This window comes from Alteromonas sp. CH_MED4-4 (assembly GCF_037029575.1).
Taxonomy (GTDB): domain Bacteria; phylum Pseudomonadota; class Gammaproteobacteria; order Enterobacterales; family Alteromonadaceae; genus Alteromonas; species Alteromonas macleodii.
Genome location: NZ_JAYMEU010000008.1, coordinates 127,693 through 149,074 on the forward strand (window position 1 = coordinate 127,693; position 21,382 = coordinate 149,074).

The following is a 21,382-nucleotide window of genomic DNA, read 5'->3' on the forward strand; positions in this document are numbered from 1 at the left end:
TTTCTTGAAGCGTAAGCTAACCCAAGGTCAGCTTACGTTCGCAAAGGCTAATTACTTAGCAGCTTTACGCGCTTTCGCTTCTTCAATTACTTTGTCAGCTACGTTCTGAGGACATGCTGAGTAGTGGCTGAATTCCATAGAGAACTGACCACGACCAGATGTAATAGTACGTAGGTGACCGATGTAACCAAACATCTCAGATAGAGGTACGTCAGCCTTGATGCGAACGCCAGTAGCGCCAGCTTCTTGGTCTTTGATCATACCACGACGACGGTTAAGGTCTCCGATTACGTCACCAACGTTGTCTTCTGGGCTGAACACGTCAACTTTCATCACAGGCTCAAGAATTTGAGGACCTGCTTTTGGCATTGACTGACGGAATGCACCTTTAGCTGCAATTTCGAACGCGATTGCTGATGAGTCAACTGCGTGGAAACCACCGTCAAATAGCTCAACTTCAACGTCTAGTACTGGGTAGCCCGCTAGAGGACCTACTTCCATCATACCTGCAAAACCTTTTTCGATTGCAGGGAAGAATTCTTTAGGAACGTTACCGCCCACAACAGTAGATGTGAACTTGAAGCCAGAGTTAGTTTCGCCCGGACGGATGCGGTAATCAATCTTACCGAACTGACCAGAACCACCAGACTGCTTCTTGTGCGTGTAGCTGTCTTCAACTGCTTGTGTGATAGTTTCACGGTAAGCAACTTGAGGTTGACCAACTTCTAGCTCAACGCCGTAAGTGCGCTTCAAGATGTCTACTTTGATATCTAGGTGAAGCTCACCCATACCTTTAAGGATGGTTTCGCCAGAATCTTCGTCAGTTTCAACTTGGAAAGATGGGTCTTCTGCTACTAGTTTACCGATAGCGATAGACATCTTTTCGTTAGCGCCTTTGTCTTTTGGCTTAACAGCAATCGAGATTACTGGCTCAGGGAAGATCATTGGCTCTAGTGTACATGGGTGCTTAGGATCACATAGTGTGTGACCAGTTTGAACGTTCTTCATACCAACAACAGCTAGGATGTCACCTGCTTGTGCTGAAGTAAGTTCAGTACGTTCATCAGCGTGCATCTCAACCATACGGCCGATACGCTCAGTTTTACCCGTTGCGCTGTTAAGAATAGTGTCGCCTTTGTTTAGCTTACCAGAGTAGATACGGATAAACGTAAGGGCACCGAAACGGTCGTCCATGATTTTGAACGCAAGTGCACGGAACGGCTCGTCAACAGATACTGTTGCAACTTCACCAGTAGGCTCACCCGTTTCTTCGTCAGTTAGATCTTGTGGATCAACTTCTGTTGGAGAAGGTAGGAAGTCTACAACCGCGTCAAGAACTAGCTGAATACCTTTGTTCTTAAATGCAGAACCACAGTATGTTGGGAAGAACGCTAGGTCACGAGTACCTTTACGGATACAACGCTTGATGTCTTCTAGAGACGGCTCTTCACCATCCATGTAAGCCATCATTAGGTCGTCATCTTGCTCAACAGCAGTTTCGATTAGTTGCTCACGGTACTCGTTAGCCTTATCAACCATATCTGCTGGGATATCTACAACTTCGTAGTTTTCAGGAAGACCTGAATCGTCCCAGATGTACGCTTTCATATCTAGAAGGTTAACAACACCTGTAAACTCGTCTTCGATACCGATTGGAAGCGTCATTACTAGTGGGTTAGCAGCAAGTACTTTCTTAACTTGGCCAACTACACGGTAAAAGTCTGCACCCATACGGTCTAGTTTGTTTACGAAGATTACACGCGCAACTTCTGATTCGTTAGCATAACGCCAGTTAGTTTCTGACTGAGGCTCAACACCGCCAGAACCACAGAATACACCGATACCGCCGTCTAGTACTTTAAGTGAACGATATACTTCAACTGTAAAGTCAACGTGTCCCGGAGTATCGATGATGTTCATGCGATGATCTTTCCAGAAACAGGTTGTTGCCGCTGACTGGATGGTAATACCACGCTCAGCTTCCTGCTCCATGAAGTCAGTTGTTGATTCACCATCGTGAACCTCACCAGTTTTATGGATTTTACCAGTAAGCTTCAAGATACGTTCTGTTGTGGTAGTTTTACCCGCGTCTACGTGGGCGAAAATACCAATGTTTCTGTAATGAGATAAGTCTGACATTAGTTCACTTTCATTGGTTCAGAGTAAAAAAACGGCCGGATTATAAAGGATTTCTATACCAGATTTACACCTTTTTTAGCATAAACCTTAAATTCGTTTGCTAAAATCCGCGCCACCATTAATTCTTTTCTTTAAGTATCAACAACTTATTAATTAATGACACTTTTTTGAAAAATAACAAAATCACACCTCATCTTTTGAAGTGCGAACAATTGTTACTGTAACTTCATCTCTGTCGTGGTAGAGATGCCTCACCTTCACCGCAAATGCATCTTCCAAGGCATTTAATCGGCCTCTTAGCAACGTCATGGCTTCAACTACAGTTTCATAACGTTGTTTCATAGGTAACTTTAAATTGAATATTGCGTGCGTTGCCCAGTGCTTAACTAACCAATCACCCATCAATTTAGCTACCCTATCGGGTTGCTCTATCATATCACATACCAGCAAATCTACACGACCAAATTGTGGTCGATAGGTAAACCCGTCTGCCGCGTGATGTTCAACCAAGCCCGTGTTCATTAAACTATCGGCTACAAGTCCATTGTCGATAGCTTCAACATACATTCCGCGCTTCACCAGCTGATATGTCCAACCACCCGGGCATGCACCTAGGTCCACGGCACGTCCACCGCTTCGAAGTACCTTAGCCTGCTGTTTGTCGCTCAGCATATTCACTAAAGCATCTTCAAGTTTAAGCGTCGAGCGGCTCGGCGCATCACTTGGGAACTTTAACCGGCAAATACCCAAGTGATCGCCACTAGCATGACTGGGTAATGTATAGCCAATATGGCAAATCTCAAATGACTCAAAGAAAATATGTAGCTTTGGTTTACCTAAATTTTCCTTTGCGGTGAGCCATCCCGCCTTTCTTAGGGCTTGGCGAAGAGGAACCGTAAACTTCCGGCAGAACTTTGCGAGGGTTTTACCTTCTTCTGTATCTGGGTATTCGACGTCTATGGCGCCAAAAATTTGAAATGGTTTTTCTACCTCTTTCAAAGCCTCGAGCACTTGCCCTACCCTGTCCTCTTTCTCTATATCGTTTAGCGTGGCAAAAACAGCCACCAGTTGACGAGGGAAGATACTGTCGTGAACAGCAAACTGGGTAATGGTTTGCTCAAGCTGCGTGGCATCATATAAATGATAAAGTACAAAGCCACTGTTCTTCTTAGATACTGGGTAGCCATAACACTGGGCTTCACCGTAACGAGAGGTAAGCTCGTTAGCCGTATCGTTTTCATAACCAGGTCGACAATAACCTAAAATACTGGTGTTAGACATTACCTGCCCCCGGCATGTGGTGAGTTTTGTTCTGCTCTTCTTTTTGTTGCTTGTTTAAATCATGACCTTTTATCAGCCCAATTACTAACAACACCCAACCGATAATAAAGAACATGCCCCCTAAAGGGGTTATCGGCCCAAACCATTTTATGCTGCTTATTCCTAGCGCGTATAAACTTCCACTAAACAACACCGTACCGGTAACGAAACAAAACGCTACCCGATTTGCCCACGTCGATGAGACAACGCCTGACAGCGCAGGCAAAATCAGCAAGGCTAATGCGTGATACATTTGATAACGCACGCCAATTTCAAACGTGTTGAGCTGCTGTGCAGTTAAGACGCTTTTTAAACCATGTGCGCCAAACGCACCTAGCACGACAGAAAGGCCCGCTAGCAATGCGCCAATAATAAGATAAGGTTTAGCAACGGTGGCAAGCCTAAGTTTTTCAGTTTTCATTAAATTAGTCTTTCGCTCTGATTTCTAATTAACCATTAATTATTTAAATGGGCTTCAATAAAAGAAGCGGTAAGCGTGGCAGCGGTAACAATATGTTCTTCCTGCGTTTTGCCACTTGCTTTGCGAGGCTTAAAACTGTGATCGCCGTCGTCTAAATAGGCGCATTCAATGTCTGTAGATAATACGCTGCGCTTTTTGTAATCCTCTACTTCGCTCTTTGTACCAAAGGTATCTCGTTCACCCTGAATAATAAGCAAAGGCTTAGACGCCGTTTGCAGATGTTCGGTTCGTGTTTTTTCTGGCTTACCAGGAGGGTGAAACGGATAGCCCAGCGCTATCGCGCCTTTTACATTGCTCACCGCTTCGTACACCATGGTCGCCATACGCCCGCCCATCGACTTTCCACCGATGAACACAGGCAAGTTATGCAAGGCTTTGTTATCTTTGCTGCAGGTTTCAATCACCGCAGTAAAATGTGACATAAGTTTATCGGCTTTATCGGGAGGCCTACGCTTACCGGTAGCTTTTATGGTTTGCATATAGGGAAAGTTAAAAAGAACGGTTGATATACCTCTAGCAACAAGTTCCTTCGCAATGTCTTGCATGAACTCATGTTCCTTACCGGCACCGGCTCCATGGCCTAGTATCAAACACGCTAAGGGCTTATCGGCTTCATGCAATTCAATGTCAAAACTAGGCTGTTCAGCAATGGTGTTCAACTTAGTCATATTACAACAAGTCCTCTTGTTCAGCTTCGACCAGCGCTAAGATCCAGTCTCTAAATGCCGCAATCTTACCGAGTTCAGCCTGTGATTCCTCACACACGAGATAAAACGCATCGCGACTCTCCACTCGTTCTTCAAACGGCATAACTAGCCTTCCCGCTTCAATTTCCGGCCTTGCAAGTACCGTGTTACCCAACGCAATGCCTTGACCGAGTGCAGCGGCTTGCAAAACTAGCATGGAGTGACTGAAAACCGGTCCTTGGTTAACGTTTACGCCAACCACACCTACATGCTTCAACCAATTTTTCCATGCAGTACGGCTTAAGTCGTGAAGCAACACGTGGTGCCGTAAGTCAGACAGGCTGGATAAAGGTTTGGGGCCTTGAAAAAGCATTGGAGAGCAAAGCGGAGTTAGAAACTCTCGATGTAGCTGGTCGGCTTGAAGACCAGCCCAACGACCTTTACCGTAATATATCGCAACGTCTACATCGTCTTCTAAGAAGCCTTCATCGAAATCAACTGCCTTGATGCGTACGTCGATGTCTGGATGCGCCAAGCTAAACTTATGAATACGGGGTACCAGCCATTGGCTCGCAAAGCTGGGCGGCATCGCTACCGTGATAGCACCTTTACTGCCCTTCGCAAGTAGCCTTTCTGTCGCATCTTGTAAGTTTTTGAAGATATCTTTTAGCTCAAGAAAATAAGCTTGACCTTCTTCGGTTAGAAGCAGGGTTCTATTTCTTCGAAGAAATAGCTTCATCGATAAGAAATCTTCAAGCGCTTTTATCTGGTGGCTAACGGCAGCTTGCGTAACAAACAGCTCATCGGCAGCCTTAGTAAAGCTCAAATGGCGAGCAGCCGCTTCAAACGATTTCAAGGCGTTGAGAGGGGGTAAACGTCGATGCATATATCGTTTTTAATCCAGTGTGACCGAAGCATGACAAATTCATTAGTTTTTCTAATGACAACCCATACTTTTACTCGTTTTATTTTTCACCACCCACTGACTATAATTTACCCGAAATTAAAAAAGAACATTTAATTTCAGCATTTTATGATGAACATTTGTTAAACATTTTAACATTCATCAACAATTATTTAATTATTTTTATTAGGTGTGAAAATGAAAAAATTACTTTTAGCTAGTGTTTCTGTAATGGCTTTTGTAAGCGCTGCTGCAAATGCTAACGCACAACCAGAAAAGATCAATCTACAATCGTTAATCAACACAGCAATGACCAGCGTAAAAATGGCCGAAGTACTGCCAGAAAACGATGCGCACATTGTTGTGAAAAAGCAGTCTAAAGCGATTTTAGCTGAAGAGACGCAAGTTCAGCTTCACAAGAACTTATTAGCAATGACAAAAGGTGAAGAGCGCGTAAACGTTTCTGAAGCGGAATAAGCAACTCACACACCTGATACGCATGCCGGTGCTTGCACCGGCATACGCCATCAAATACTAGCTTAGGTATTACTTGTATCTAACGCGTCAAAACCTTTCACCAATTCATCTAGTGCTTTCATCTGCTGCAAGTAAGGCTCTAATTTTGCCAATGGCAGTGCGCAAGGCCCATCACATAGTGCTTCATCAGGGTTAGGATGCGCTTCTATAAATAGCCCTGCCAAACCCAATGCCATACCGCTTCTGGCCAACTGTGCAGCTTGCGCTCTACGACCATCTGCAGACGTCGCACGGCCACCCGGCATTTGAAGTGCGTGAGTCGCATCAAATATTACTGGGGCATATTCTTTCATTGCGTCCATGCCAAGCATATCCACAACTAAATTGTTATATCCAAAGCAGCTACCACGCTCACAAAGAATAACCTTATCGTTCCCCGCTTCGCCTAGTTTTCCTATGATGTGACGCATTTCATGCGGTGCTAAGAATTGAGGCTTTTTCACATTGATAACGCTACCGGTTTTTGCCATTGCAACCACAAGGTCGGTTTGGCGCGCCAAGAAAGCAGGCAGTTGAATAACATCCACCACCTCTGCTACGGGAGCTGCTTGGTGCGGTTCGTGCACATCAGTGATAAGCGGAACGTTAAAGGTCGACTTAATTTCTTCAAAAATACGCAACCCTTCTTCCATGCCAGGCCCACGGTAAGAAGTCACAGATGAACGGTTCGCTTTATCAAACGAGGCTTTAAAAACGTACGGAATATTGAGCTTTTGCGTTACTTCAACATAGTGTTCTGCGATACGCATAGCGAGATCGCGAGACTCAAGGACGTTCATTCCACCGAACAGAACAAACGGCAAGTGGTTGGCAACGTCAACGTTACCTACATTAATAATCTGTTGAGATTCAGACATTATCTATTTCCAATTAAATCTTAAAAAAGAGGTTGTTTGGTTACAGCAACCATAGCCGTTGCCATAAGCACAACAAGCGCTGCTACGAAAAAGCTCCATTTGCCTAACGCTGTTTTGGCTTTTTTCAATGCAAACAATCCAAACACTATGTACAGCACCACGCCCACAACTTTAAATGTGAGCCATGCATTAACTAAAGGATATTGAGACAAAATAATGCATAGCCAAATAGCGCTGGCTAATAGCACGGTATCAATGATATGAGGGAGAATTTTAACCCATTTTTTGCTAAGTGCTGTAGCGTCGAATTGACTCCATATAAAGCGAAAGACAAAAAATAATATGCTCAAGCCAACGGCGGTCATGTGAAGGTGTTTAGCCATCATGTACATAATGTGTTCCTGTTCTTATTAGATAGTAAGGCTGCTTCTGGTTACTTTAACACAGGTGTTAATTGAGCCGATTTAGTTTTACAGCAATGCAAAATTCAACAGACTCAGAATACGAGTAGCAGACTCAAAAAAACAGGTGCATGTAGCACCTGCCTTCGTTTTAATTATGGCGCCTGTTTAGAGGCTGTTATTGTAACGTATTACAGTACGTAAATAACGGAGAAATAAATCATTATGCGTCAGGGAATTGAGCTTGAATTGCCATAAAGGCCGGAAGGTCATTTAGCATACACTGAACTAAATCAGGGTCGAAGTGCTTGCCACTTTCCTCTTTCAATACGGCTTCAACCTTATCAATTGTCCACGCTGGCTTATACGGCCTTGCGTTTAACAGTGCATCAAACACATCAACTAACGTGGCAATACGGCTTTTTATATCAATTTCTTCGCCTTTAAGCCCGTCTGGATATCCCTTTCCATCCCAGCGTTCGTGATGCTGCTTTGCTAACATTGCTGCAAGTTGGATAGTGGGCCGGCTTGAATCTCGCAAAATCTGGTAACCAAATTCAGCATGCTGACGTATTTTAAATACTTCCTCTTCGGTTAACGGCGTCGTTTTGTGCAAAATAGATTTAGGCACTATAGACGTCCCAATATCATGGAGTGGCACGGCAAGGCGTAATGCGTGGATGTCTTGCTCGTTCAGCCCAACCTTTTCTGCCAACAGTTGCGCCATTTCAACCATTCTTGTGAGATTATTTGATGCATTTGACTCATGCTCTAACGCTCGACCTAAACGCTCAATTATTTCTTTCTGCGTCGCTTCAACATCAACGGTCTTAAGTACATTGTCAAAAGCAAGCTGAACACTGTCTGAAAAGCGTTTTACCAGATGACGATCACTTTCCCCTATTCGTCTCGGTAATCCTGACAAGTACAAGAGTGCGCCATTGTGGCTTTTACTGTTGCAATAAGCCACAACGTGATCTTCTGCATAAACAATTTGCTTATCGCGCATGGCTCTTGCGCACAGGGCATATTCTTGTGCGCTAATCGCGTCTTTTAAAGGCACACCTTCCTTACTGGCGTACTCACCGTTGCCAGCAAAAACATATAGTTCGTCGTCACCCAGTTTGTTGTTGCTGGTATTAATAGTACGCGATGTGGTTGCCACCGCTGTAGTAATGTAGGCTGCATCCTTTGAACAGCCCAGAATAGACGCCAACTGTTGAATGATGCCCTGCATGAACTTTTCGAGGGAACGGGAGGAAAATAAATCCACAGATGCATCTATAATTTTTTCAAGGCCGCGTCTATTTTCTTCGATAACGATAATATCTCGATATGAGCGGAGCGCTGCAATGATAACAGTAAAGAGTTTTTGCGCGGTCAGTTCGGTTTTCGACTTGTAGTCGTTGATGTCGTAATTAATGATGACATCTTTTTCAGGGGCTTGGCCAGGTTGTCCAGTACGCAAAATAATACGCGTGAAATGATTGTCTAATTCGTTACGAACATACTCCGCCACTTTAAGACCGGCGTCATCAGTCTCCATAACAACATCAAGTAACACAACGGCGATATCATCATGGGTTTTGAAAATGGCCTTCGCTTCCTCTCCGCTATAGGCACTAACAAACTCAAGGGTTTTGCCATTTAAACTAAAGTCATTTAGCGCCAGCTTGGTAACGGCGTGTACTTCGGGTTCATCATCAACAATGAGTACTTTCCAGCTACCCAGATCATCTACTTCATTTTCATCGTCATCTTCTGCGAAAAGAAAGTCATCATTCATCTGGTACGTCCTGTAGTGTAAGAGATTGTTTAACTTAGTGCTTTTTGAGGTCTTACAACCGCTTAATAGATACTAATGTAAAACAAAATATTAGCAAGTTTGCAATTAAATTTTGATAACTACAGGAAAGATAACTTCTTTGGAGGTTGAAAACTACTGCCACTGTCCTAGTGTTACACGGTCATTGTTGCCGTAATCTTTAACAGTTTTGACGTCTACAAATCCCGCATCTACGAGCAAAGCGTTAACCGCAGCCCCTTGGTCAAAGCCGTGTTCGAATGCAAGTAAGGCACCTTTATTGAGATATTGCGGCGCGCTATTGATGATGTGTTTTATGTCGTCTAGGCCGTCAGTGCCCGAGGTTAATGCTGTTTTAGGTTCAAAACGCACGTCGCCCTCATTAAGGTATGGACTGGATTCTTCTATGTAAGGTGGGTTTGAAACAATAATGTCGAAGGTTTGACCTGCCAGCGCACTAAACCAGTCACTTTGCACAAAATGCGCATTGGCTATGCTATTAGCTTGAGCATTGCGGGTAGCAAGGTTCACCGCCCCCTCTTGGTAGTCTACGCCAGTAACGGATGCTTCTGGCAGTTCGCTCGCTAATGCCATCGCAATGGCGCCCGTACCTGTTCCCAAATCACAGATAGATAAGGATGCAGAGGAGTGTTGATTTGCCCAATTGAGCACCTGCTCAACCAATACTTCAGTATCCGGTCGTGGAATTAAGGTATCTGGCGAGGTAAACAGTGACAGGGTCCAGAAATCACGCTTGCCGATAATATACGCCACGGGCTCACCCCGTTTACGCTTGGCCACATCCGCTTCAAACTGCGCTTTTTGGGCTGCATCCAAGGTTTTATCAGGCCATGTGAATAGGTAAGTTTGTGACTTACCTAGAATGTTCGCCAACATGACTTTGGCATCAACAGAGGGTGACTCCCCACCCTCTAGTTGCTCAGCAGCCCATGTTAAGGCGTTGTCTATGCGCATTGTTTTTCTATAAACAGTTTGTGTAACAAGACAGCGTTATTCGTCAGAAAGAGAGGCCAGCAGATCGGCCTGATGCTCTTGCAAAATTGGGTCGATAAGCTGCTTAAGGTCACCTTCCACCACTTCGTCTAAACGATAAATAGTCAGGTTGATACGGTGGTCGGTTACACGTCCCTGCGGGAAGTTATAAGTACGAATTCGCTCAGAGCGGTCACCGCTACCGACTAGGCTCTTACGAGTAGAAGCCTCTTCTGCTGCTCGCTTCTCCTCTTCAATCTGATTTAAGCGCGCTTGAAGTACCGACATCGCTTTCGCACGGTTTTTGTGCTGTGAACGCTCGTCCTGACATTCCACTACCAAGCCTGTTGGCAAGTGAGTAATACGAATCGCCGAGTCGGTTTTGTTAACGTGCTGACCACCCGCACCTGATGCACGGAAGGTATCGATGCGAAGCTCTGCAGGGTTAATTTCAATTGCCTGCGACTCTGGAATTTCTGGTAATACCGCCACGGTACATGCCGAGGTATGGATACGGCCTTGTGATTCGGTTTCTGGTACACGCTGTACGCGGTGACCGCCCGACTCGAATTTCAATACGCCGTACACGCCATCGCCGCTAACATTCGCAATGACTTCTTTATAACCGCCGTGCTCACCTTCATTGGCGTTAACCAACTCTACACGCCAGCCACGACTTTCGGCATAACGGCTGTACATGCGGAACAAGTCACCTGCGAATATTGCCGCTTCGTCACCACCCGCACCAGCGCGAATTTCCAAGAAACAGTTGTTATCATCGTTAGGATCTTTTGGCAGAAGTAGCACCTGAAGTTCAGTTTCAAGGCGCTCAATTTCCGCCTTGGCATCTTTCATCTCTTCCTGCGCCATCTCGCGCATTTCGGCGTCGTCTTCATTCAGCATTTCCTGCGCTGAAGCCAAGTTTTCTTGTGCTTGCTGATAAGCATTAAAGCCTGCCACTACATCTTCTAGCTGACTGAACTCTTTTGACAAGTTGCGAAACTTATCCTGATCGCCGATAACTCCAGGGTCGCCTAACAACGCCTGAACTTCTTCGAAACGCTCGACTAAGTGTTCGAGTTTCCTAACTACCGACTCTTTCATATGCTTCTTATTACCTTATTTATTATCGTCTGACGAAAAGTCAGATAAATCTAATGCCTGTCCCATCCATCGGCTCAATGCCGGGTCATCGTGCATGGCAGCCTCGCGTAACGCTAAAGTTGTTGGGTGCAATAGCGTATTGGTTAATTTATACGCCATTTCTTCTAATACCGTTTCGGCATTTTTACCTTCCGCTAATTGCGCTTTGGCTTTTTCCACAATATCGTCACGCTGTGCCATGCCTTTTTGGCGATACTGTCTTACTAAATCTATCGATTGCTGCGACTGCTTCCATGTCATGTAGTCGCCAGCTTGTTTGTCGATGAGCTTTTCCGCTTCTTTTGCTGCTTGCTCGCGGTTTTCTAAATTCTTCTGGACAATATGCTGCAGGTCATCAACAGTATAAAGATAGGCATCGCCTAGCTCGTTAACCTCTGACTCAATATCTCGTGGTACCGCAAGGTCCACCAAAAACATCGGCATATTTTTGCGCTGTTTAAGGGCTTTCTCCACCATACCCTTACCAATTAAGGGCAGTTGGCTAGCAGTAGAGCTTATCACGATATCAAAGTCTTTTAAGTGCTCTGGCACCTGCGATAAGGTAAACACACTCGCATCTAGTGTTTCAGCTAAGGCTTCTGCTCGCGCTACGGTTCTATTCGCCACCGCCAAACAGCTCACGCCCTGCTCTTTCAAATGCTGAGCCACAAGTTCAATGGTTTCGCCAGCTCCCACTAATAACACTGAACGTTTTGGTAGTTCAGCGAATATATGCTTGGCCAACTGAACAGCTGCATAAGCCACGCTTACCGCGTTTGCACCTATATCTGTTTCACTGCGAACTCGCTTCGCCACCGAAAACGTATGTTGAAACAGCTTATCAAATTCGCTGCTCACCATACCTGAGTGTTTTGCATCACCAAACGCCTGCTTCACCTGACCTAAGATTTGAGGTTCTCCCAAAATCAGTGAATCAAGTCCGCTGGCTACACGCATAATGTGCTTTACCGCTTCATCCTGCGCGAGCACATAGCTGTTATTGGCAATCTCTTCTACATCCAAGTGATGGAAGTCACTTAACCATTGTAGAAGCTTTTGGCCGGTGTCGTCTTGAGTATTGACGTATAGTTCAGTGCGGTTACAGGTCGATACAATGACAGACTCATCTACCCCTTCCAGTTTTTTTAAACTCGCAAGCGCTTCCACCAGAGAATCTGGTGTAAAGGCCACTTTTTCGCGAAGTGCTACTGGTGCTGTTTTGTGGTTAATACCGAGGGCGAGTAAAGTCATTAAAATCTGTGCTGGCAACGTCGGAGCGGCATTGTACGAAAAACCCAAAATGATTGAAAGTGTTGGTGAAACTGTGTTCCCATAATGTCACAATTAAATGTGTTTTATTTTTATACAGGTAACGCGCCTTAATGATTCGCTTTATTTCCCTACTGTTGTTTCTCTGCTTCGTACTGAGCGCATGCACAACCGCTCCCAAAGGCCCAGAAAACGCGGTAAACCTCACGGCTCAACTTGAAAAAGTCGCTGAAGTACATCAGTGGCAAATGCGCGGAAAAATTGCATTTCGCCAAGGAAAAGAAGCGGCCAGCCTTAATTTAGTCTGGAAAAACGATTCCGGTGATTTTGATTTTCGATTAACCAATTTTTTAGGGGTAAGTCTGGTTAACCTTAACGTTACCCAGCAGCAGTCGGTATTAGAGGCTGACGGTGAAACGTATGTAGATGCTTTACCAGAACCACTTATTTATCAGATTACGGGAATGGTCATTCCGGTGGAATCACTATTGTCTTGGGTAAAAGGCTTACCGCTAGACGGTGATAAATTTACCCTAACTGAAAAAGGATTGGTTAATACCCTTGAAAGCTATTGCCAAGGTTGCCGCAATTGGCAAGTTGCTTACGGTAATTACGGTAGTGTTAAGCTAGATGATGGCACATCTGTATGGTTGCCTCACAGCATAACGCTTACCCAGAATGAAACGCCGGACATGCCTAATACTCAGCTTAAAATTAAAATTTATCAGTGGACTCTGTAGTGAACTCATCTGTTTCAGAACATAAAGATTGGTGGCCTTCCCCCGCTAAACTGAATCTTTTCTTGCATATACTTGGCCGCTACGACAACGGCTATCACCAGCTTCAAAGTCTGTTTCAAATGCTGGATTACGGCGATGCACTCGCCTTTGACATAAGTACAGACGACACAGCCATTCGCATGGAAACACCTCTTGATGGTGTGCCAGACGATGACAATTTAATTGTAAAAGCAGCGCGACTGCTGGCAACAAAAACAAAATGTAATAAAGGTACCGTTATTTCGTTAGACAAGCGCCTTCCTATGGGTGGCGGCATTGGCGGGGGATCATCGAATGCAGCAACCACGTTAGTGGCGCTTAATCACCTTTGGAACACAGGGCTAAGTGAAGATGAACTGGCTGAGCTCGGGCTAGCTTTAGGCGCTGACGTACCTATTTTTGTGCGAGGTCTAACGGCATTTGCAGGAGGCGTTGGAGAAGACATAACGCCAGCTCCCCAAAAAGAACAGTATTTTCTTGTAGCGAACCCAAATGTTCATGTCAGCACAGCCGAAGTGTTCACCTCGCCCGATTTGCCCAGAAATACACCAGCGATACGTTGGGAAGACTATAAATTTGAAAAAACTTGGAATGATTGTCAGCAATTAGTCGCGAATCGCTATCCTGAAGTTGCAAAATTATTACAGTGGTTGGTACACTACGCACCGTCGCGAATGACGGGCACAGGTGCATGCGTGTTTGCCACTTTTTCTGACTACACTTTAGCCGAACAAGTTAGGGCTCAAATGCCTGAAGCTTGGCAGAGTTTTGTCGCAAAAGGTGTGAATCGCTCACCACTATTAGACAAATTAGAACAACAAAGATAGCGTGTACGCCACATCGGACAAGAACTTAAAAATTGGGGTATAGCCAAGTTGGTAAGGCAGCGGGTTTTGATCCCGCCATTCGTAGGTTCGAGTCCTGCTACCCCAGCCAAACCTCTTTTATCAACGCACTGAGGAACCACTTGTGCCAGATATGAAGCTCTTTGCAGGTAATGCCGTACCAGAACTTGCCCAGAAAGTTGCCGATCGCCTCTACACCAAACTTGGAAATGCCAAAGTTGGCCGTTTCAGTGACGGTGAAATCAGCGTAGAAATTCATGAAAACGTCCGTGGCTCGGACGTTTTTATTATCCAGTCTACGTGTGCGCCTACTAACGATAACCTTATGGAACTTATTGTGATGATCGACGCACTACGTCGCGCATCAGCTGGTCGTATTACAGCAGTAATTCCTTACTTTGGTTATGCACGCCAAGACCGTCGTGTTCGTTCAGCTAGGGTGCCAATTACTGCGAAAGTAGTGGCTGACTTCCTGTCTAACGTTGGTGTTGACCGCGTACTTACTATCGACCTACACGCCGAACAGATTCAAGGTTTCTTTGATGTTCCGGTGGATAACGCATTCGGTACTCCTATCCTTCTTGCTGACATGGTAAGACGTGATTTTGCCGACCCTGTAGTCGTTTCTCCTGACATTGGCGGAGTTGTACGTGCACGTGCTACTGCGAAACTACTTAACGACACCGACCTTGCCATTATCGATAAGCGTCGCCCTAAAGCGAACGTGGCTCAGGTAATGAACATCATTGGTGACGTAAAAGACAGAGACTGCATCATTGTCGATGACATGATTGATACAGGCGGTACGCTTGCAAAAGCAGCCGAAGCACTTAAAGCACATGGCGCGCGCCGTGTTTATGCTTACGCGACTCACGCTATCTTTTCAGGCAACGCTGCAAACAATCTTAAAGAGTCTGTTATTGACGAAATTATCGTTACCGACTCTATCCCATTAAGTGCAGAGATGAAGCAAATTGGAAAAGTAAAACAGCTTACTTTATCTGAGATGCTTGCAGAAACTATTCGTCGTATCAGCAACGAAGAGTCTATTTCAGCAATGTTTGAATACTAAAATTTAAATATTGTTACTCCTACCAAAGAGCTGGCCCATGTAAGTGGCGCCGGCTCTTTTTTTACCTTTCTTTTTTCTTTGAAAGCGAACATCGCCTTAAGAATAAGAACAGTACATCAAGCCAAACACATTCCGTTTACGCCTTAAATATACTTTATTGCCGTTTTCCGACTCGTTAATGTGACTTTCTTTTCATCAATTTTAGGTTTAACGTTAAGAATTGTTGTGCGTTAAAACTAATATTAAGGACATAAAATGAAAACAAAAACACTATGCCTTGTTGCAGTAATTGCTGCCCTTTTAAATACAGCAGGCTGCTCTGGAGATGACGACTCAGTGAAACAAGCAGATCTTGAGAAACAAGGAACTGAAATGAAAGACAAATCTTCCACAGTTCAAGCTAACGATAAGGCGTCTATGCCCAAGGAACTGGTAGCCGAACCAGTTACTCAGGCTGAAGCCGTAGAAGATAATGCAAAAGGTGAAGTCACCATGAAGGGCAGTATTATTTATAAAGATCTCGAAGGCGGTTTTTATGCTTTTATTGCTGAAAACGGCGATCGCTATACGCTACATGGTTTAGATGAAACTTATCAAAAGAACGGCCTTGTTGTGGAAGTTAAAGGTACGCCTAAACCTGATATGATGACCTTTACGCAATTCGGTACGGTACTTCAAGTATCAAGCGTTAAAGTACTCGATACCAGTAAAGTCATTGATAACCTGCAAACACAATGATCGCGAATATAGCTTTGCGTGTAGCAAATTACTCATAAAGGTAATTAAGCTAGCGATTTAGCAATTATAGAATTTTTGCGTACGCGTGAATGTTGCACTGCAACACTTAAAAGGACGGTTATTGATGATAAATGCATATGCCGCTAAAGAAGCGGGTGGAAAACTGGAAAAGTTTCAATACGACCCCGGTAAGCTTGGCTCACATGACGTTGAAATAGACGTTGAAAGCTGTGGTATCTGCCACAGCGACCTAAGCATGCTCGATAATGAATGGGGCATGACAGAATATCCCTTTGTGCCTGGTCACGAGGTTGTCGGCACAATTAGCCAAATAGGTGAACATGTAACGTCACTTAAGGTGGGACAGCGTGTCGGTTTAGGCTGGCATTCAGGCTACTGTAATAGTTGTAGAACCTGCGAAGAAGGCGATCATAACCTGTGTGCCGATGCTACGATGACCATAGGTGGTCGTCACGGTGGATTTGCAGATAAAGTGCGCGCCCAAGCACGTGCCGTTATTCCCCTTCCCGATGCTATCGATAGCACAAAGGCAGGCCCTCTTTTTTGCGGAGGTATTACCGTCTTCAACCCATTAGTCCAGTTTGGTATTAGTCCTACCAGTGAAGTGGGTGTAGTTGGTATTGGCGGCCTGGGTCATCTTGCCCTGCAGTTTTTAAATGCATGGGGATGTAAGGTAGTAGCGTTCACTTCAAGCGAATCTAAGAAGAAGGAAGCGCTAGAGCTAGGTGCATCAGATACAATTAATAGCCGTGATGAAGATGAGATTAAAAAAGCGCGCGGTCGGTTTGACTTAATTATTTCAACCGTAAATGTAAAGCTAGACTGGAACTTGTACCTATCTACATTGGCACCGAAAGGCCGGCTTCACTTTGTAGGCGCCACCCTTGAACCTCTAGATATTGGTGCGTTTAACTTAATTGGTGGTCAGAAAAGTGTGTCAGGTTCGCCAGTGGGAAGCCCCGCGACCATTAAGACCATGCTAGATTTCGCTGCACACCACAATATTGAACCTGTGACCGAAACCTTCAAGTTTGATGACGTAAATGAGGCAATTGCGCGATTAAGAGAAGGTAAAGCCCATTACAGAGTGGTGCTGACGAAGTAAACGCTTGTGTAAAAAGTTGCTATGTTCCCAAGGCCTGTTGACCTTGTGAAGCCATAGGAAAGAGACATTAACGGTCAAGTTAGTCTTAGCAAAGTGCTTTTTTCTATAAATATGATAGAAGCGCGCCAAGGTGCGCTTCTTTTATTGTGAATAACGCAAATACTTGCATTAGCTTGGTTGGATATTTTATCTGCCTTTGTAATTGTATGTTTTGGTAGGTGGTGTTAGAATTCGCCGCCCTTGAATTTTGGGCTGGTGTTTTATTGCGCATAAAAAGTTATTTTTAAACGTAATTCACATCATTTTACCGTGGGTTTTGGTCGCAAAAATCCACATCATTAGACTTATATTTTTGGAGACAGACAATGTCTGAAGCAAATTTCAAACTAGACGCTTCTGTTCGTACAGACCTAGGGAAAGGTGCGAGCCGCCGCCTACGTCGCGAAGATAAGCTTCCTGGTATCATCTACGGTGGTGAAGAAGCACCAGTTTCTATCACACTAGATCATAACAAAGTAAACAACTCTGCTGACTTTGAAGCGTTTTATTCTCACGTTCTTGAGATTAACCTTGACGGTAAAGTTGTTGAAGTTCTAGTTAAAGATATGCAACGTCACCCGTTCAAGCCAAAGATCACACACATTGACTTCCAACGTGTAATCGCTGGTCAAGACGTTCACACTAACGTACCACTTCACTTCGTAAATGAAGAAAAATCTGCAGCTGTTAAAGCTGGCGGTATTGCTGAGCACCACGTAACTGAAATCGAAGTTACTTGTCTACCTAAGAACCTTCCTGAGTTCATCGAAGTAGATATGGCTGGTGTTGAAATGGGTCAAACGCTACACCTTTCTGACCTAACTCTTCCAGCTGGCGTTTCTTCAGTAGAACTTGCGAAGAACGACGAAGCTCACGACCTAGCGGTTGTAACTGTTAAGCCTGCTCCTAAAGCGGCTGACGCAGAAGAAGACGGCGAAGAAGCAGCTTCTGAGGAATAACCCTCTTGGCTGATATCCGCCTTATCGTGGGTCTGGGTAATCCAGGCCCCGAATATGAAAATACCCGACACAATGCCGGTGAATGGTTTCTCAACCAACTAGCCGACACCTACAACGCCCCGCTAAAACCAGAAACCAAATTCTTCGGTAAAACTGCTCGCATTACAGTTGCAGGCAAAGATATCCGTTTGCTCTACCCCACTACCTTTATGAATAAAAGTGGACAAGCCGTAGCAGCACTGGCTAACTTTTACCGCATAGAACCAGAACAAATATTAGTAGCGTTTGACGAGTTAGATTTACCCCCAGGTGTTGCAAAATACAAAGTGGGCGGAAGCTCTAGTCAAAATGGCGTACGTGACATTGTGGCTAAAATGGGTAACAACAAGAATTTTTTGCGTTTGCGCATAGGTATTGGTCATCCAGGTCATAAAAGCCGCGTTACCGGCCATGTTCTTGGAAAACCACCAGCAGAAGAAAAAGCAGCCATTGAAAGTGCCATCGATGAAGCGGTACGCTGTACAGAAATTTTGCTGAAAGAAGACCTTAAGCAAGCACAAAACAGGTTACACTCGCACAAAGGGTAAACCTAGCCAGTTATCACTTTTCCAAACTAAGGATCCATACCATGGGTTTTAAATGCGGTATTGTTGGCCTACCAAACGTAGGTAAATCAACACTTTTCAATGCATTAACTAAAGCAGGTATTGAAGCGGCAAACTTCCCGTTTTGTACCATCGAGCCAAACACAGGTGTTGTTCCTGTGCCAGATCTTCGTTTGGACAAGTTGGCTGAAATCGTAAAGCCTCAGCGCGTTATTCCTACTACCATGGAATTCGTAGATATTGCTGGCTTGGTTGAAGGTGCTTCTAAAGGTGAAGGTTTAGGAAACAAATTCCTTGCTAACATCCGTGAGACTGACGCTATTGGTCACGTAGTACGCTGTTTTGATGATGAGAACATTGTTCACGTTGCAGGTCGCGTTAGCCCTAAAGACGATATCGATGTTATCAACACCGAGCTTGCACTTGCCGACTTAGAAACAACAGAAAAAGCACTTCACCGTGTTGCTAAGCGCGCAAAAGGTGGCGATGCTGAAGCTAAGTACGAAATGAAAGTGCTTGAAAAGATTAAGCCGCACCTAGACGAGGGCTTGTTACTACGTTCACTTGAGCTGACTAAAGAAGAGCTTGCGGCAATCAGCTACATGAACATGCTTACCCTTAAGCCAACCATGTACATTGCAAACGTGAATGAAGACGGTTTTGAAAACAACCCGTACCTTGATCAGGTTAAAGAAATTGCAGCAGGCGAAAATGCCACTGTAGTTGCAGTGTGCGCGGCAATCGAGTCTGATATTGCTGAGCTTGAAGACGACGAACGCGAAGAGTTTATGCAAGACATGGGTCTAGAAGAACCAGGTCTTAACCGCGTAATTCGTGCGGGTTACAGTCTTCTTACGCTACAAACCTATTTTACTGCAGGCGTAAAAGAAGTACGTGCGTGGACCTTCCCTGAAGGCTCAACTGCACCACAAGCGGCAGGTAAAATTCACACCGACTTCGAAAAAGGCTTCATTCGCGCTGAAATCGTAGGCTACGATCACTTCGTTGAGTTCAATGGCGAGCAAGGTGCGAAAGACGCAGGCAAATGGCGTTTAGAAGGTAAAGACTATATTGTTAAAGACGGTGACGTTATTCACTTCCGCTTTAACGTGTAATTTCTATTGTAGAAATTAGCACTGTTTACTAAAGCCACCGCAAGGTGGCTTTTTTGTTTCTAGCGAATAATTGTGAAGCGCACATAGGCCTGATATAACTAATAAAAAATTAACGGCTTTTGTAATGACTATTAATCAGCTTTGCGCTTCGCACCCTTTAACTTGCAGCAAATCACAGCACGCCAAACGGTTTTCTGTATTAAGAACCTCAATTAAAGCGTTGTGCTTGTTAAGCCTGGCTAATTTTTCTTTTGCCAGTGACCCCCAAACTAACCCTGTGAATTCACAAATCAGTAGAGATGCTGTTGAAAAGACAACAGCAATAGCGAGTAACACCGCCAGTTGGTATCAAGTACGTCACAGTAATACTGTGACGTTTAAAACAGCGTATGGTGATGTGGTTATTGCGCTTCACCCTGCCCTTGCGCCGAAACATGTGGCCAGGTTTAAGAGTTTAATAGACGCAGGCTTTTATAACGAACAAGCATTTTATCGTGTAGTAGACGGGTTTGTGGCACAGGCAGGCAGCAACGATACGCATGACGCATCACAATTTCCGCCGAATCTGCTTAAACCTATTAACGCTGAATTTACGCAACCGCTTAATAGCAATGTAAACGTGGTTGAGAATCAGGATATGTTTGCGCCTAACACCGGATTTTTAGATGGCTTTCCAGTAGGCATTGATCAAAGCCGAAAAGAAATGTGGGGACTTCATTGCCCAGGTGTTGTGGCGTTTGCTCGCAATAGCGAGAAAGATACAGCCAGTACGGAGTTTTATATTGTGATTGGGCAAGCACCACGACACTTAGACAGAAATATGTCGGTCGTGGGTCGCGTATTGCACGGTATGGATGTGCTTCAAAAGTTGCCGCGAGGAAATATGGACAGAGGTGGCGTTCTAGATGATATAACGCAAGAAAGCAAAATTAAGCAGGCTTTTGTGCATGCAAACAACGCGGCACCTTATTTCTTACAAACGCCGCATCATGAAGAATATAAAAAACGGGCAAACACAGGAAGAAACTTAGATAACCCGTTTTTTCATGACAATACGTATGGCCCGCGCCCTATTGACGTATGTTATTACCAAACAAAAACCAGTAACAAAGCGTGGTAAATAGCTAGCTTATTTCGTGCAAGTTGTTCAATTTCACCGCTTTTTGTGCGTATTTCGCCCTAATGCGCACACTTAATGAGCATTTAAAAAAAGTTAGTAAAAAAGGGGTTGACGGTTGCCAGTCATATACGCATAATACGCGCCACTTCCCTAGAGGGAAGAGAATAGCAAGGCTACGTAGCTCAGTTGGTTAGAGCACATCACTCATAATGATGGGGTCGCAAGTTCGAATCTCGCCGTAGCCACCAATTCTCACTTATCTCTTTTAGGAAAGTCTAGCTGCGCGGAAGTGGTGGAATTGGTAGACACGCTGGATTTAGGTTCCAGTGCTTCACGGCGTGAGAGTTCAAGTCTCTCCTTCCGCACCACGACTGGGGTATAGCCAAGTTGGTAAGGCAGCGGGTTTTGATCCCGCCATTCATAGGTTCGAGTCCTGTTACCCCAGCCATT

21 protein-coding genes and 4 tRNA genes are annotated in these 21,382 nt (G+C 44.7%); 14 read left to right on the forward strand and 11 right to left on the reverse strand.

The window, feature by feature from the left end; all coding sequences use genetic code 11:
• Positions 1-51: 51 nt before the first annotated feature.
• The 5 genes from fusA to WA381_RS07795 all read right to left on the reverse strand — a co-directional run bounded on the left by fusA (position 52) and on the right by WA381_RS07795 (position 5,512).
• On the reverse strand, positions 52-2,139 hold the full coding sequence (gene fusA, locus WA381_RS07775; protein WP_061485411.1) for an elongation factor G: 2,088 nt from the start codon (positions 2,137-2,139) through the stop codon (positions 52-54).
• Between the two features lie 183 nt (positions 2,140-2,322).
• The gene (gene rlmM, locus WA381_RS07780; protein ID WP_156086195.1) at positions 2,323-3,420 is read right to left on the reverse strand and encodes a 23S rRNA (cytidine(2498)-2'-O)-methyltransferase RlmM; all 1,098 of its coding nucleotides are present in this window, start codon (positions 3,418-3,420) and stop codon (positions 2,323-2,325) included.
• Positions 3,413-3,880, reverse strand: coding sequence for a DUF423 domain-containing protein (locus WA381_RS07785; protein ID WP_156086194.1), 468 nt, complete (start codon positions 3,878-3,880; stop codon positions 3,413-3,415). Before WA381_RS07785 ends, rlmM begins: the two co-directional genes overlap by 8 nt.
• 35 nt (positions 3,881-3,915) lie before the next feature.
• Positions 3,916-4,608 carry an alpha/beta family hydrolase gene (locus tag WA381_RS07790; protein WP_156086193.1) on the reverse strand — a complete coding sequence of 231 codons (693 nt, stop codon included), beginning with the start codon at positions 4,606-4,608 and terminating at the stop codon, positions 3,916-3,918.
• Between the two features lies 1 nt (position 4,609).
• Positions 4,610-5,512, reverse strand: a complete 903-nt coding sequence (locus WA381_RS07795) for a transcriptional regulator GcvA (protein ID WP_014949024.1) — start codon at positions 5,510-5,512, stop codon at positions 4,610-4,612.
• A 216-nt stretch (positions 5,513-5,728) separates the two neighbouring features.
• Between WA381_RS07795 and WA381_RS07800 the strand changes: the two genes are divergently transcribed.
• Positions 5,729-6,007 (forward strand): hypothetical protein, encoded by a 279-nt coding sequence (locus tag WA381_RS07800; protein ID WP_014949023.1) that lies wholly within the window; start codon positions 5,729-5,731, stop codon positions 6,005-6,007.
• Between the two features lie 62 nt (positions 6,008-6,069).
• Here the strand turns inward: WA381_RS07800 and kdsA are convergent, their stop codons facing one another.
• From kdsA to hemA, 6 genes are all read right to left on the reverse strand, one after another.
• Positions 6,070-6,924, reverse strand: a complete 855-nt coding sequence (kdsA, locus tag WA381_RS07805; RefSeq protein WP_014949022.1) for a 3-deoxy-8-phosphooctulonate synthase — start codon at positions 6,922-6,924, stop codon at positions 6,070-6,072.
• Between the two features lie 20 nt (positions 6,925-6,944).
• Positions 6,945-7,316, reverse strand: a complete 372-nt coding sequence (locus tag WA381_RS07810) for a SirB2 family protein (protein WP_014949021.1) — start codon at positions 7,314-7,316, stop codon at positions 6,945-6,947.
• 232 nt (positions 7,317-7,548) lie between these two features.
• Positions 7,549-9,111, reverse strand: a complete 1,563-nt coding sequence (locus tag WA381_RS07815) for a response regulator (protein WP_014949020.1) — start codon at positions 9,109-9,111, stop codon at positions 7,549-7,551.
• Positions 9,112-9,264: 153 nt separating this feature from the next.
• Positions 9,265-10,104, reverse strand: coding sequence for a peptide chain release factor N(5)-glutamine methyltransferase (prmC, locus tag WA381_RS07820; RefSeq protein ID WP_156086192.1), 840 nt, complete (start codon positions 10,102-10,104; stop codon positions 9,265-9,267).
• Positions 10,105-10,140: 36 nt separating this feature from the next.
• The gene (prfA, locus tag WA381_RS07825; protein WP_014949018.1) at positions 10,141-11,226 is read right to left on the reverse strand and encodes a peptide chain release factor 1; all 1,086 of its coding nucleotides are present in this window, start codon (positions 11,224-11,226) and stop codon (positions 10,141-10,143) included.
• A 15-nt stretch (positions 11,227-11,241) separates the two neighbouring features.
• Complete coding sequence (hemA, locus tag WA381_RS07830) at positions 11,242-12,516, reverse strand: glutamyl-tRNA reductase (RefSeq protein WP_014949017.1); 1,275 nt, start codon at positions 12,514-12,516, stop codon at positions 11,242-11,244.
• A 131-nt stretch (positions 12,517-12,647) separates the two neighbouring features.
• Here hemA and lolB point away from each other — a divergent pair, with 131 nt between their 5' ends.
• From lolB to WA381_RS07895, 13 genes are all read left to right on the forward strand, one after another.
• Positions 12,648-13,274 carry a lipoprotein insertase outer membrane protein LolB gene (gene lolB / locus WA381_RS07835; RefSeq protein ID WP_014976154.1) on the forward strand — a complete coding sequence of 209 codons (627 nt, stop codon included), beginning with the start codon at positions 12,648-12,650 and terminating at the stop codon, positions 13,272-13,274.
• Positions 13,274-14,140: a 4-(cytidine 5'-diphospho)-2-C-methyl-D-erythritol kinase gene (gene ispE / locus WA381_RS07840; RefSeq protein WP_156086191.1), complete on the forward strand. Its 867-nt coding sequence runs from the start codon at positions 13,274-13,276 to the stop codon at positions 14,138-14,140. Before lolB ends, ispE begins: the two co-directional genes overlap by 1 nt.
• 33 nt (positions 14,141-14,173) lie before the next feature.
• Positions 14,174-14,249, forward strand: a tRNA-Gln gene (locus WA381_RS07845).
• Between the two features lie 33 nt (positions 14,250-14,282).
• Positions 14,283-15,230 carry a ribose-phosphate pyrophosphokinase gene (locus tag WA381_RS07850; RefSeq protein ID WP_014949014.1) on the forward strand — a complete coding sequence of 316 codons (948 nt, stop codon included), beginning with the start codon at positions 14,283-14,285 and terminating at the stop codon, positions 15,228-15,230.
• 255 nt (positions 15,231-15,485) lie between these two features.
• Positions 15,486-15,968, forward strand: coding sequence for a hypothetical protein (locus tag WA381_RS07855; protein ID WP_061485392.1), 483 nt, complete (start codon positions 15,486-15,488; stop codon positions 15,966-15,968).
• A 124-nt stretch (positions 15,969-16,092) separates the two neighbouring features.
• Positions 16,093-17,094, forward strand: coding sequence for an NADPH-dependent aldehyde reductase Ahr (ahr, locus tag WA381_RS07860; RefSeq protein ID WP_014978887.1), 1,002 nt, complete (start codon positions 16,093-16,095; stop codon positions 17,092-17,094).
• A 365-nt stretch (positions 17,095-17,459) separates the two neighbouring features.
• The gene (locus tag WA381_RS07865) at positions 17,460-18,092 is read left to right on the forward strand and encodes a 50S ribosomal protein L25/general stress protein Ctc (protein ID WP_014976150.1); all 633 of its coding nucleotides are present in this window, start codon (positions 17,460-17,462) and stop codon (positions 18,090-18,092) included.
• Positions 18,093-18,097: 5 nt separating this feature from the next.
• Positions 18,098-18,679 (forward strand): aminoacyl-tRNA hydrolase, encoded by a 582-nt coding sequence (pth, locus tag WA381_RS07870; RefSeq protein WP_014949010.1) that lies wholly within the window; start codon positions 18,098-18,100, stop codon positions 18,677-18,679.
• Positions 18,680-18,720: 41 nt separating this feature from the next.
• Positions 18,721-19,812, forward strand: coding sequence for a redox-regulated ATPase YchF (ychF, locus tag WA381_RS07875; protein WP_156086190.1), 1,092 nt, complete (start codon positions 18,721-18,723; stop codon positions 19,810-19,812).
• Positions 19,813-19,936: 124 nt separating this feature from the next.
• Positions 19,937-20,932: a peptidylprolyl isomerase gene (locus WA381_RS07880; RefSeq protein ID WP_156086189.1), complete on the forward strand. Its 996-nt coding sequence runs from the start codon at positions 19,937-19,939 to the stop codon at positions 20,930-20,932.
• 171 nt (positions 20,933-21,103) lie between these two features.
• A tRNA-Met gene (locus WA381_RS07885) sits at positions 21,104-21,180 on the forward strand.
• Positions 21,181-21,215: 35 nt separating this feature from the next.
• Positions 21,216-21,300 (forward strand) — tRNA-Leu (locus tag WA381_RS07890).
• A 4-nt stretch (positions 21,301-21,304) separates the two neighbouring features.
• Positions 21,305-21,380: transfer RNA gene (locus WA381_RS07895), tRNA-Gln, on the forward strand.
• The last annotated feature ends 2 nt before the right edge of the window (positions 21,381-21,382 follow it).